The organism is Herbaspirillum rubrisubalbicans, assembly GCF_003719195.1.
GTDB lineage: Bacteria > Pseudomonadota > Gammaproteobacteria > Burkholderiales > Burkholderiaceae_D > Herbaspirillum > Herbaspirillum rubrisubalbicans.
Map to the genome: position 1 here is coordinate 2,741,986 of NZ_CP024996.1, position 9,673 is coordinate 2,751,658.

20 protein-coding genes are annotated in these 9,673 nt (G+C 56.9%); 2 read left to right on the forward strand and 18 right to left on the reverse strand.

Features of this window, described 5'->3' with window-relative positions:
- Position 1: 1 nt before the first annotated feature.
- Positions 2-1,078, forward strand: a complete 1,077-nt coding sequence (locus RC54_RS12160) for a type VI immunity family protein (protein ID WP_061789624.1) — start codon at positions 2-4, stop codon at positions 1,076-1,078.
- A 102-nt stretch (positions 1,079-1,180) separates the two neighbouring features.
- On the opposite strand, the gene RC54_RS12165 is transcribed toward RC54_RS12160, so the two are convergent.
- Entirely contained in the window at positions 1,181-1,465 is a 285-nt protein-coding gene (locus tag RC54_RS12165) for a coiled-coil domain-containing protein (protein WP_017453330.1), read from the reverse strand.
- Between the two features lie 30 nt (positions 1,466-1,495).
- Positions 1,496-1,840, reverse strand: coding sequence for a helix-turn-helix domain-containing protein (locus tag RC54_RS12170; RefSeq protein ID WP_061789623.1), 345 nt, complete (start codon positions 1,838-1,840; stop codon positions 1,496-1,498).
- Between the two features lie 502 nt (positions 1,841-2,342).
- On the opposite strand from RC54_RS12170, the gene RC54_RS12180 reads away from it, so the two are divergent.
- Positions 2,343-2,702: a hypothetical protein gene (locus RC54_RS12180; RefSeq protein WP_244216479.1), complete on the forward strand. Its 360-nt coding sequence runs from the start codon at positions 2,343-2,345 to the stop codon at positions 2,700-2,702.
- Positions 2,703-2,802: 100 nt separating this feature from the next.
- Here the strand turns inward: RC54_RS12180 and RC54_RS25205 are convergent, their stop codons facing one another.
- The 16 genes from RC54_RS25205 to RC54_RS12240 form a co-directional block, all read right to left on the reverse strand.
- Positions 2,803-2,979, reverse strand: a complete 177-nt coding sequence (locus RC54_RS25205; protein ID WP_156481297.1) for a hypothetical protein — start codon at positions 2,977-2,979, stop codon at positions 2,803-2,805.
- Positions 2,979-3,140 carry a hypothetical protein gene (locus RC54_RS25210; RefSeq protein ID WP_164471210.1) on the reverse strand — a complete coding sequence of 54 codons (162 nt, stop codon included), beginning with the start codon at positions 3,138-3,140 and terminating at the stop codon, positions 2,979-2,981. The genes RC54_RS25205 and RC54_RS25210 overlap by 1 nt, the downstream gene beginning before the upstream one ends.
- Before the next feature lie 10 nt (positions 3,141-3,150).
- On the reverse strand, positions 3,151-3,438 hold the full coding sequence (locus RC54_RS12185; protein ID WP_061789621.1) for a hypothetical protein: 288 nt from the start codon (positions 3,436-3,438) through the stop codon (positions 3,151-3,153).
- The gene (locus RC54_RS12190) at positions 3,438-3,797 is read right to left on the reverse strand and encodes a hypothetical protein (RefSeq protein ID WP_061789620.1); all 360 of its coding nucleotides are present in this window, start codon (positions 3,795-3,797) and stop codon (positions 3,438-3,440) included. The genes RC54_RS12185 and RC54_RS12190 overlap by 1 nt, the downstream gene beginning before the upstream one ends.
- The gene (locus RC54_RS12195; protein ID WP_061789619.1) at positions 3,794-4,384 is read right to left on the reverse strand and encodes a lytic transglycosylase domain-containing protein; all 591 of its coding nucleotides are present in this window, start codon (positions 4,382-4,384) and stop codon (positions 3,794-3,796) included. The genes RC54_RS12190 and RC54_RS12195 overlap by 4 nt, the downstream gene beginning before the upstream one ends.
- Positions 4,377-5,144, reverse strand: a complete 768-nt coding sequence (locus RC54_RS12200; RefSeq protein WP_061789618.1) for a hypothetical protein — start codon at positions 5,142-5,144, stop codon at positions 4,377-4,379. Before RC54_RS12200 ends, RC54_RS12195 begins: the two co-directional genes overlap by 8 nt.
- Positions 5,141-5,575: a hypothetical protein gene (locus RC54_RS12205; RefSeq protein WP_061789617.1), complete on the reverse strand. Its 435-nt coding sequence runs from the start codon at positions 5,573-5,575 to the stop codon at positions 5,141-5,143. The genes RC54_RS12200 and RC54_RS12205 overlap by 4 nt, the downstream gene beginning before the upstream one ends.
- Complete coding sequence (locus RC54_RS12210; RefSeq protein WP_061789616.1) at positions 5,572-5,964, reverse strand: hypothetical protein; 393 nt, start codon at positions 5,962-5,964, stop codon at positions 5,572-5,574. The genes RC54_RS12205 and RC54_RS12210 overlap by 4 nt, the downstream gene beginning before the upstream one ends.
- On the reverse strand, positions 5,940-6,218 hold the full coding sequence (locus RC54_RS25215; protein ID WP_156481296.1) for a hypothetical protein: 279 nt from the start codon (positions 6,216-6,218) through the stop codon (positions 5,940-5,942). The genes RC54_RS12210 and RC54_RS25215 overlap by 25 nt, the downstream gene beginning before the upstream one ends.
- Positions 6,219-6,221: 3 nt before the next feature.
- On the reverse strand, positions 6,222-6,488 hold the full coding sequence (locus tag RC54_RS12215) for a hypothetical protein (protein ID WP_061789615.1): 267 nt from the start codon (positions 6,486-6,488) through the stop codon (positions 6,222-6,224).
- 12 nt (positions 6,489-6,500) lie between these two features.
- Positions 6,501-7,352, reverse strand: coding sequence for a major capsid protein P2 (locus RC54_RS12220; RefSeq protein WP_061789614.1), 852 nt, complete (start codon positions 7,350-7,352; stop codon positions 6,501-6,503).
- A gap of 263 nt (positions 7,353-7,615) precedes the next feature.
- Entirely contained in the window at positions 7,616-7,750 is a 135-nt protein-coding gene (locus tag RC54_RS25860) for a hypothetical protein (protein ID WP_255220995.1), read from the reverse strand.
- Between the two features lie 92 nt (positions 7,751-7,842).
- Positions 7,843-8,556, reverse strand: a complete 714-nt coding sequence (locus RC54_RS12225; protein ID WP_244216480.1) for an ATP-binding protein — start codon at positions 8,554-8,556, stop codon at positions 7,843-7,845.
- Complete coding sequence (locus RC54_RS12230) at positions 8,540-8,926, reverse strand: hypothetical protein (RefSeq protein WP_061789613.1); 387 nt, start codon at positions 8,924-8,926, stop codon at positions 8,540-8,542. The genes RC54_RS12225 and RC54_RS12230 overlap by 17 nt, the downstream gene beginning before the upstream one ends.
- Before the next feature lie 7 nt (positions 8,927-8,933).
- Positions 8,934-9,125: a hypothetical protein gene (locus tag RC54_RS25220; protein ID WP_156481295.1), complete on the reverse strand. Its 192-nt coding sequence runs from the start codon at positions 9,123-9,125 to the stop codon at positions 8,934-8,936.
- Between the two features lie 223 nt (positions 9,126-9,348).
- Positions 9,349-9,672 carry a hypothetical protein gene (locus RC54_RS12240; RefSeq protein ID WP_061789612.1) on the reverse strand — a complete coding sequence of 108 codons (324 nt, stop codon included), beginning with the start codon at positions 9,670-9,672 and terminating at the stop codon, positions 9,349-9,351.
- Between the last annotated feature and the right edge of the window lies 1 nt (position 9,673).

The window sequence follows — 9,673 nt, forward strand, 5'->3', positions numbered from 1 at the left end:
TATGAGCGACTTACCATTTGATCCCATTCAGTTAATGCGCGACCACCCGGAAAAGATGCGTATTCCGGGTGGGCTATTAACTAAACAAGGTGCACAAGATTATGTGGGATCAGTTCCAGCAATCACTGGAACTTTATTTTTCTATGACGCGCATTTGCCGAATGTACGGGAAGCAATTTGCTTGTGCTTTGATGAATATGCTGCTATCGCGAAAGAGCATCTGACTTGGCTTTGGAGGGCAGAGCCGCCTGAAGGTCCTGACAAATTTCCTTATCGAGATGCACCGTCAATGCGTGGAATGATGGGCCGTATGGGTGAAAATGATCTCGTAAGTTTTGTTTATACCAGCGGCAAGCAATCATTTGACGCTGGCGACTGGGAATTTCAAGTTTTTGGACGGCGTGGCTGGGAAGCGAAAATGAAGGCTCGAGGAACCTCAGCGTTAAGACTCAGCGTACCTTTGTTGTATGTTGAAGAGAACCCGAGTGCATTTCAGAAATTGTTTGTTAATTTTGCTCGTCGTTTAAATGCAATACATGGGTATGCTGGATATGGACTTGTCTTATCCGCTCCACGGGAACAGGATAATCAGCCCTTTGAAGCCTATCTGTCTGAAAAATTGAAGGGCTTTGATGCGGGTGAGCCGGTTGGTGGCTCTAGACATGCTCGTAATGGTATAAAGACTGTCTCATGGCTAACGGCGGTAAACCATGAAATGGTGAAGCAGATTGGTGGTATTACGACCATTCGGTCTGAGCTTCCTATGAATTGGTTTGCGCTCTACGATTATGGTAACGGCTTAGTCGTTCAAGCTGGTCCCAAGCCCGATGCTGCGCCGACAGATCAGCCGATGCCTGCTAGCTTGGTCTTGCCAAACATGTTGTTTAAGGAAGTTCGCTCGCCTCAGATTAGCTTGCACAGTACGTCAGTGCATGGGGAGCCTAGATTGATCGGTTGGGCTGCGGAACAATGGTTAAATCGATTTGACATTGATGAGGCTCAATTGATGCAATACAAAGCGAAATTGCTAGATGAACCTAAGCTGACAAAATCTACAACGCTCCCAGATAGGCTATAACTCACCCGAGTTTGCTTATCCTGGCGCTGTGTATAAGCGATTTGAAAAGAAAAAAGCCCCGGAAATCCGGGGCTTTTTGTTTGGTAAAGAGTAGGGCGCTTGTCAATGGAAAATCTTGAACAAAATCCCCACGGTGCCAGCCAGCATAAAACCAAGCATCCATTTAAGCAGTTCGAACTGGCCGCGTACCTCGGCGAAGCTTGTAGCTACTGAGGCGAAGTTGTTTGATACTTCGGCTCGGAATGCGTTGAGGTCTGATTTTGTTACGAGTTCGCTGTTCATGGCTTCTGCAAGACCGGTTGCGTGGGCTTCGGCTTGGTCCCTGGGAATTCCAGCGGCTTCAAGTCGTTTGACGTATTCGTGGGTATCAAAAAGTGTAGTTGCCATTGGGCTGCTTTCAGTCAGTATAGCACCGTGTTAGCGGGCGCTGGTTGGGGTGAATTCGGCGTACTGGTTCGAGGGCTTTCTTGGGGCGCTTGTCGGGTCGGGGGGCTTAGGAAACTCTAGGATGTCGGCGGTAGCGATGGCCAGCTTTGTCTTAGGCGCTTTGAAGCCCATTTGCCTGAGTCGATCTTGGTATTCGTAGTGCTGGAGCCTGAGAATCTCTGGAACCCACCAAGGTATTTTCCGTTTGCCGTGCAGCCAATCATGCACGGATCGTTCAGAACGTTTAAGCCGTTTGGCAATTTCCTTTACTGAATGTCCTTGCATCCAAAACTCAAGTTCGCCTTGGTGGCCGTATCTGATATTGGGATATCTCATATGTGGCTCGCGTTTCGTTTATCTGGGTTGATAGGTGGTTGCCAAGAAAAATATGTTCCCAAATTGCGAGAATTTATGTGGTTGCTTTCCCGCATTTGGAATATCGCCGATTTCGCATAATTTGTATTATGTAAAATTCCAGACGCACCTACTCAGCACCCAGAAAAAAGCCACCTTTTTAGGTGGCTTTTCTTCTTTACGCAGATTTACAAACCGGCCCAAAATGGCCCCGCAATTTGCAAAATAGACAACTATGTGCCGAGACCTATTTGGGGAGGTGCCGGTCACAGAGGAAGACGTGTTTCGATGGGTCCAGGCTATCTCACCAAGATGGCTTTCGCCGGAGCGCTCTTACCGCAACTACGTCCGCACTTGGGGCGTGGTCGATAAGATCAAGGCGGCGAAGCTCCGGGGGGACTTTGAATCCATCATAGACCGTCCGCAACCGGCATACCATGCGAGATTTGCTTTAAACGCCATCATCTAACGAGGAAAATAAGAAATGAAGATGCAACACCTGTCCGCTATTAGCCTGGCCCTCATCCTGTCGGCCTGCGCATCCACCAAGCCCGCCAACGTCATGCCTATAGCCGGTGGTCAGTACCGCACTACCGGTTTCGGCGAAGATGAGAACGCCGCCCAGGGCGCCGCGCTCAAGGCTGCTCAGGCCGCGTGCGACAAGCAAAGCAGACGGCTCGAAGTGGTCAGCACGCAGACCAAATACAAGGGTGTCGTTAGCGAGGACACCAACAAAAACTTGGCCACCGCTGGCAAGCTGGCATCCTATGTCGGTGCCTGGGTTCCAACCCTTTCGGACGACAACGATTATGAGGTCACCCTGCAGTTCACCTGCGCGGCCTGATCTGTTGGCCAACAAACGAAAAGCCCCGGTAATCCGGGGCTTTTTCACTTCTTGCGCTTGCGGAATTGGCCGTTTGCCTTGCGCGGCGGCGTGCGTCGTTTCATTTTTCCCTCCGATAGATTGCGTCAATGCGCTTGTGCGCTGTGTCGGCTGTGTTCTGGGCGCGGTCAGCCTTTTCCCGCAGTGCCTTGATATCGGCACGGATGCCCGCATACACGCCCGAGCCCGTTGCAAGCGCGGTCAACACCTGGCCGATGAGTTCGGACGTGACTTCCATCAGATGGCCTTGCCCTTGTTCTCTGTCAGCACGCCGGCCAGTGCGCCAGCAGCCGCGCTGACGCCATCCAGGGCCAGCGCGTACGCCGGGAAGAATCCTTTCATGACTTGCGCCAGGATACCCAGGCCCGCCCAGGTGCTGGGCTCTTTGATTCGATCCATATCTTTCCTCTCAAAAGTAGTTGAAATTCATCCCGCTGCTGTTGTTGCTCACTGGGTCGTTCGGGTTTTCCCAAGGCGTAGTGATGACCCACACGTTATTAACCGGTGGCCGGACGCCAAAGGCGTCCAGTGGATCGGTCAGTATATTGGCGAAGTTGGAACCGATCAGTCCTGCCGCCTGCACGCCGTCCTGCACGACTGGCGGAATCATCGCGCCGATTTTCTTCTTTGCGTAGTAAGCCGCGCCCACCACGGCCACGGCCACGACGCCCAGCATGATGAAGTCGCCGCGATCCATCAGCCGTACCAGGGGTCTTCAGCGGTGCCGCCGATGGGGCCATACAGTCCGAACGAGTTCTGCACGGTTGCCGTGCCGTTCCAAGTGTCGTACCCGTTGCCCGGATTGGTGTTGATGCTTCCAGCAGCCGCCCCTAGGTTGCCGAGCCACGCGGCCAGGCCGCCAGCGATGCCGCCCGCGATCTGCGCAGCGCCGGTTCCGCTTGCGCCCGAAGCGCTGGCCGGCACGTACACAGTGCGCGGCGCTGTCTGCTGCTGTGCGCGTGCCGTGCGCGAGAACATCATCGCGCCGATGATGACGATTCCCAGCAGCAGAATATCGTTGTTTCCGCCCCCTCCCCCGCTCATTGCCTTGCTCATGCGAGCCCCGCTTTCTTCATGATTGTGGTGTAGTAGTCCACGGTTTCTGCCGGCGCAGCGGCCAGTCCCTTGCGCTGTACGTTGCCGATTCCCCAGTTGTATGCGGCCAGGCCACCTGCCAGCGATCCGGCCATGCGCACCAGCTTCGCCAGGTATCGTGCCGCGCCGGGAATTGCTTGCGCGGGGTCCAGTGCGGCGCCCTCACTGCCCAGTTCTTCGCGAGCCGTGGCCGGCATGAACTGGGCAATGCCCATCGCGCCGGTACGGCTGCGCACCGTTCCGTCGATAATTTCCTGGCGGTAGCGGCTTTCCTTCCACAGGAGATAGGCCAAGATCGACACAGGCAGGCCGTTGGCGTTCGCGCTGTCCGTGATGAGTTGTTGATAGGGGCCGGACCCTGCCGGCCACCCGGTAATCATGCTTTGCATATTGTCTGCCGCATCCTCAATAAAATTCGATTGCTCATCCCCGGCTGTCAGGTCCGTGGTCAGGGTGAATTCGCTGATCGGTGATCCCTGGCTGTCCGCTTTCATCACGACATATGCGGCTACCAGCAGCCCGGCCACGATCAACAGATCGTCACGCATTGGATTCCTCGAACCATTCGAAGACCGCCCGTATATCTTGGTTTGTCACGCCAGTTCCTACATGCACTCCGTAGCCAGGAGTTACGATGATCGGCTCCACAACCTTGAATTCGACCGAGCTATTTGCCTGGTTTGATCGGCTATCCATGAAGCCAGACGAACCGGTAACCGTTCCTACTGCGTTTATCTCGTATCGAATTTGTGTGACCGATGCAGGGACACCAGCAGCAGCTTTTTTCGATACCGGTGTTACGCCAGAACTGTTTGCAATGGCGACGTTTGCCACGAACATGCCGAACGCCCCCGCTGTTGCGCTGCTAGCCGTGATCCGCTCGACAATTATGTTTTTCCCGCTTCCAGGTGGGTTCCAGAGCTGCACAAAACCGTAGTTCCCAGCGGTTGCCGCTGCATTTGAAGTGCCGATGAATGCCGATCCCGCCAAGGTTCGCGCCTTGCCACCGTCAATCACTTCCACCGATCCCGTTACCCGGTTGTCGAAGAAGCCGCCGTCTGCGATCATCAGTAAGCCGATGATGGTTGCCACTCCACCAGCGTTTGTCACTTGCAGATTGGTGAATGTCTTTTTGTCCAGCCGGAACCCCTGGCCCGGCATCAAAATGTATTCGTCGCCCTGGTCGGTTTTCACCTTGATCGAAGGGTCAGCACCGCCAGCACTTCCGGCCTTGTAGTAGACATAGTTGCCCACCTGATTGACCGGCTGCGCAAAGCCAACTGCCAAGTTCAGCGGAAAATTCATCATTTGTAAGCCCCTTTCGCCAGCGCGAAGCCGATAGCGATCACACCCATGCCGACGAGCACGCGATTGCCGTTGACTTCTTCCGTGGCCTTGACGAATGCTTCTTTCGTATCCTTGGTGTTATCGCCCACTAGCTTCAGTGTCTGGTCAAAAATTTCCTTGTTCGCGGTGGCACTTGCCTTCATGGCGTCCAGCACCCCGGCCAGGCCGGTATTCGTCAGGTCTAGAGCCTTCGTCGCAACGTTGCCGGCCAGCGTAACGCCAGCCTGCACCGCGCCCAGGTCGGTTGTCTGGTAGCTGTTCGTCACGGTGTTGCCGTCGCCCGAAACAGCCACCGCACCCTCACTCGCCACGTTGCGTTTATCTTCATACGTGGTGTTGTTCGTCGTCGTTGTTTCGCTTTTGTTGGACGAATCGCTGTTGCTATCGCTCATCGCAGTCTCTTTCTCATCACCACCGCTGCCACCTCGAAGCCGGCGCGCTTGGCTTTCTTTATCAGGCCTGGCCGTCGCGTCTGGAAGCCGATTGAATCAAATTCCTGCGCCTGGCTTTCGATCATCGCCAGGCCGTAATGCGCCAGGTCAACCGGTGCTTTTCCACCAGCCAGAAGAATCCATACTTCAGGCCCATGAACTTCCAACAGGTACGCGCCAACGATTTCCCCGTCGAGCACCACCTTGAATGCCTCGCCACGCGCCATTAACTGATCCAGCGTTTCAGCTGGGTTCGTCTTCACGCGCTCTGTACGCGCCGCTTTCAGCAGGTGCCACACCTCGCCCATATCGCAACGGGCAAAGGTCAGTTGTTCCGCAGCAGCAGCCATACGACCAGAGCCCCAGTAATCAGCGTCATATTCAAGCGTGGTGCAGCCGTGGAGCCCACCGGTGCTGAATTCAGCCCCCCTCCGTTCGCGCCGGTCGATCCTTGCGCGGACGGGTTGCCCGAACTCTTGATTTGCACCACCCAGCCCGAATTATCGAAGTTGAGCGGCGTCAGCACCGATGGCGTGAGCGTCGAAAAGTTTGAACTCCCCGACTGCGCCGCCGCCGATGCCGAAAAGCTCATTGGCATCGTCATGTTTTAGCCCTTCGAGAACACCACGTAAGCCAGGCCCGCCAGGATCAGCAGCGGCATGATGTTTCCGCTTGTGCCGACCGATACACCGATGGTCGGGCCGCTCTGCGGCGCGCCAACGGTGTTCGACAGGTTGTAGGCGGCATTGACCGCTGCGCCCGAGAGCCCATACAGGAACAGGTCCGCCCAGTTTGCCGCCTGCGGGTTCATCTGCTGCGGCGAAAGCTGGTCTGGTACACCGTTCGGCCACACTGCCGAGTTGATCGGGTCCATGTCGTCCCCCGATTACAGGTTGGTGATGGCGTCCAGCACCTCGACCACGGTGTTGACCGAATCCGCGGCGGTCAGGTAGGTGTTCACCTCGAAGGTGTCATACACCTGCGCTGTGCCATTCGCCACGTTGCTGACGGTTGTCACGTGCGCATCGTGGTTGTTGTCCATGATGAAGTCCGTTATGTAGAACTGCGCCTGCGGAGCCTTCTTCTGCTGCACTTGCAGGAAGCGGTTCGCCAGGCAGGTCTGGTCCCAGATCACTTGTCCGTTCTTCTTCACTTCCACGCGGTTGAGGTTGCCGTTTGCGCTGGCGGTGAAGTTGGTGCCGGCGTATTGGTGGTGCAGGCGCTTGAGCAGCGCACCACGGAACGACAGTGGCAGGGTCACCTTGCCGCCGACCGCGCTGGATGCCGGGAAGTTCAGCAACTTGAGCACCAGCGGGTTGTTTTGGCTGGGCTCGAAGAAGCCGGTTGCATCGATCTTCGGAGCGACGGCGGTTCCCAGGATGGTGATTTCAACGATCACATCACCCACGGGCAGCGCGGCGGTTAGGTCGATGCCGCCCACTTCCTTCACGGGGAAAATGGCCTGGTCGCGTTCGGTGAAGTCCAGGTACAGGAAACCGGTCTGATCCGCGTTGCCCTTGTAGTTGTTGATGGCGTTTAGCTGGGCGATGGTCAGGTCCCACATGAGGCGGGGGCCGATCTTCACCTTGATGGCCCCGATATTCGCCTTGGTGAAGGTGGTGCCCGACAGGGCCAGCATGATGCCCACCAGCGTTTGCGAGCCGCCAGCCGGAACGCGCAGAGTTGCGACTGCGCCGGATGCCACGTTGACTGGCTGTTGCAGAGGATAATTGATCATGGTTGTTCTGTTCCCGTGTTATGCCAGCAGTGCGGTTTGCACGAACTGGCGAGTGACGCTGATGCGGTTCATGCAGTAGATGACTGCCAGCGTCACGATGGTTGTCTTGATGGCGTCTTTCATGGCGGTGGCCGTGGAGTTACGGCAGCAGGCTGGCAACGCTGGAAGGCAACTTGACGTTGTTCTTCACCAGCTTGGCGGCAGCGATCACGGCCAGGATGAATGCGGCTTCTTTCAGGTAGGTTTTCATGGGTTCCCCAGTGTTAAGAATCGTAGGACTTGACAAGGGCTTTCAGTGCCGGCACTCGGGAAACCACCCAGGCCACCACGATGACCGCGATGCCCGTAGCGATGATTTCTTGAGAGATTTTTTCCGCCGATGGAAAGAACTTGTTCATGCCTTCTTCAGTTCGTTGAATCAGGCTTCATCTGACCATTTTCGGCTGCACGTAAACAGCCCCCTCCCCTGTGCCTACGGATACCCCTACGCCTAGGCGCGTTTCCTTCCCGTAGTGCTGCGCACCTGGCTGGTTTTTTCGTCGCCTACCTGCAACGGTTTTTCGGTGATCCGGCCCGATGCCGGGTGAATCGTGCCGCGCACGATGTTCCGGCCCTTGCGGTGCCATTCCAGATAGTGCAGGTCTGGAAGATCGCGTATCAGGTCCGGGTCTACGTCCATGCGCTGCGCAACGGCCTTCCGGTGCGGCAGTTCTCCCAGGAATCCGACATGGATCAAGGTCGCATTCGAGAGGAACGATTTATCAATCTGTGCCGGGAACTGGCTGCACCCGATGACATGCACGCCCTCATGCCTCCCCGAATTGCACATGCGTCGCCAGAGCGGCGGCGCGTGCTGCGCGGTGGTGAAGTTGGACAGCTCTTCGACCAGAAAGCAGCAGTTCCGGGCGCCGTAGGTCAGTTGGCACGCGAGGTCGAAAATCTGGGCGAAGTGTTCCGCGCTGCACATCTTGGGGAACACGTAGCGCACCGCGAACGCGCCGCGCTCACCGGCAGCGGCCACGATGCGCGCCATGTCGCCAGCCTTCGAAACCGGTTGAGCAAATGCCCCGTATTCGTCCTGTGGGTCTAGTATCAAAATCCGGCGCATTTTGCGGCGTTTTAGCTCTGCTTTGACCCATGCCCCTTTACCGGTCCCCGATTGGCCCAGGATGGCCCAGATTTGGGCCTCATTCTGGACTGCCATCAGGCTTGCCCTCTTCCGATTTCTTGTCGGCCAGTATCTTGCGCTGGCGGTAGGCCATGATCGCCGGCATGGAGAACCCGAAAGCCCCGATTGCCAGCATCAGTTCCGGGGAGTCGCCCGGACCATTCCACCCGTGTTTTTCCGCCACTGGTGCGATCTTGCGAGCGAGGTTCAGCTTTGCGTCGTCGGTGTAGGCGGCGGCCACTTCCGGGAACATGCCGCAGATGACGAAGGCCAGAGCTTCAGGAATCATGATCCATTCCATCGCGGCAGCGTCAGGATTGGCCGGTGCCGGCCCTGCGATGGCGGCTTGCTCTTGCTGCGCGGTGTTGTTGTCGATGGTGTCGCCCTGCGCGATCAGGGCTTGCATATCTTGCTCAGTCACGGAACAGCCCTCCGAACATTGGTCGGCCAGATTTCGGCGGGATGGGGGCGGTCGGCAGGTCGGCAGGTGCCGGCGCTGGCGCTGGTTCCGGCGCGGGTTCTGGTGCCGGCGTCGGCAGGTCCAGCTTTTCGGCGCGGGTCTTGCGCAACAGGTGTTCAGCCTGTTCGCGGGTCCGTGTGTGCATTTGGATTCCGCACTCCCGGCAATAGACGAAGGGATGGGCGGTCTTTCCCTCTTCCTTGTCGGTCTTGATTTTTACGTGCGCCGCTTCATACGAGCAGCACGGGCAGGCCGTCCTGCCTAGCGTTTTCGATGCCATGTAATGTCCCCTCTTGCCGCGCCCGGTAAGGCGCGGCCTGGTGGTGGCGACGGCGCGCCTTATGAGCACGCCGCCCCATTGAAAAAACTTACTGCGCGGTGCCGTGCGCGTTCGCCAGGGCGATCAACGAATCGATTTTCACGCCCAGGTCATGCAATGCGCCATTGTTCGAGTTGTCGATTGCCGCCTGCAAACCACTGACTCCGGCCATCACGCCCGCGACGACATCCTCCACGGTGACCGGTGCTGGCGGCGGCACGTCCGCCATGTTGGCGATGATGTCTTCGAGCTCATCCTTCGCGATTGCAAAGTTGGTCGATTGCGCGCTGGTGATGCCGTAGTTATCACGGATGGTCAGCAGCGAGGCCAGCATTAGGCGCAGCCGCCCTTTCGATTCTTGCAAGGTGTTCATG

What these genes read in the sequence shown, in the direction of transcription:
- RC54_RS12160 (WP_061789624.1), top strand. Translation starts at nt 2, where the DNA reads ATGAGCGACTTACCATTTGATCCCATTCAGTTAATGCGCGACCACCCG.
- RC54_RS12165 (WP_017453330.1), bottom strand. Translation starts at nt 1,465, where the DNA reads ATGGCAACTACACTTTTTGATACCCACGAATACGTCAAACGACTTGAA.
- RC54_RS12170 (WP_061789623.1), bottom strand. Translation starts at nt 1,840, where the DNA reads ATGAGATATCCCAATATCAGATACGGCCACCAAGGCGAACTTGAGTTT.
- RC54_RS12180 (WP_244216479.1), top strand. Translation starts at nt 2,343, where the DNA reads ATGAAGATGCAACACCTGTCCGCTATTAGCCTGGCCCTCATCCTGTCG.
- RC54_RS25205 (WP_156481297.1), bottom strand. Translation starts at nt 2,979, where the DNA reads ATGGAAGTCACGTCCGAACTCATCGGCCAGGTGTTGACCGCGCTTGCA.
- RC54_RS25210 (WP_164471210.1), bottom strand. Translation starts at nt 3,140, where the DNA reads ATGGATCGAATCAAAGAGCCCAGCACCTGGGCGGGCCTGGGTATCCTG.
- RC54_RS12185 (WP_061789621.1), bottom strand. Translation starts at nt 3,438, where the DNA reads ATGGATCGCGGCGACTTCATCATGCTGGGCGTCGTGGCCGTGGCCGTG.
- RC54_RS12190 (WP_061789620.1), bottom strand. Translation starts at nt 3,797, where the DNA reads ATGAGCAAGGCAATGAGCGGGGGAGGGGGCGGAAACAACGATATTCTG.
- RC54_RS12195 (WP_061789619.1), bottom strand. Translation starts at nt 4,384, where the DNA reads ATGCGTGACGATCTGTTGATCGTGGCCGGGCTGCTGGTAGCCGCATAT.
- RC54_RS12200 (WP_061789618.1), bottom strand. Translation starts at nt 5,144, where the DNA reads ATGATGAATTTTCCGCTGAACTTGGCAGTTGGCTTTGCGCAGCCGGTC.
- RC54_RS12205 (WP_061789617.1), bottom strand. Translation starts at nt 5,575, where the DNA reads ATGAGCGATAGCAACAGCGATTCGTCCAACAAAAGCGAAACAACGACG.
- RC54_RS12210 (WP_061789616.1), bottom strand. Translation starts at nt 5,964, where the DNA reads ATGGCTGCTGCTGCGGAACAACTGACCTTTGCCCGTTGCGATATGGGC.
- RC54_RS25215 (WP_156481296.1), bottom strand. Translation starts at nt 6,218, where the DNA reads ATGACGATGCCAATGAGCTTTTCGGCATCGGCGGCGGCGCAGTCGGGG.
- RC54_RS12215 (WP_061789615.1), bottom strand. Translation starts at nt 6,488, where the DNA reads ATGGACCCGATCAACTCGGCAGTGTGGCCGAACGGTGTACCAGACCAG.
- RC54_RS12220 (WP_061789614.1), bottom strand. Translation starts at nt 7,352, where the DNA reads ATGATCAATTATCCTCTGCAACAGCCAGTCAACGTGGCATCCGGCGCA.
- RC54_RS25860 (WP_255220995.1), bottom strand. Translation starts at nt 7,750, where the DNA reads ATGAACAAGTTCTTTCCATCGGCGGAAAAAATCTCTCAAGAAATCATC.
- RC54_RS12225 (WP_244216480.1), bottom strand. Translation starts at nt 8,556, where the DNA reads ATGGCAGTCCAGAATGAGGCCCAAATCTGGGCCATCCTGGGCCAATCG.
- RC54_RS12230 (WP_061789613.1), bottom strand. Translation starts at nt 8,926, where the DNA reads ATGCAAGCCCTGATCGCGCAGGGCGACACCATCGACAACAACACCGCG.
- RC54_RS25220 (WP_156481295.1), bottom strand. Translation starts at nt 9,125, where the DNA reads ATGCACACACGGACCCGCGAACAGGCTGAACACCTGTTGCGCAAGACC.
- RC54_RS12240 (WP_061789612.1), bottom strand. Translation starts at nt 9,672, where the DNA reads ATGAACACCTTGCAAGAATCGAAAGGGCGGCTGCGCCTAATGCTGGCC.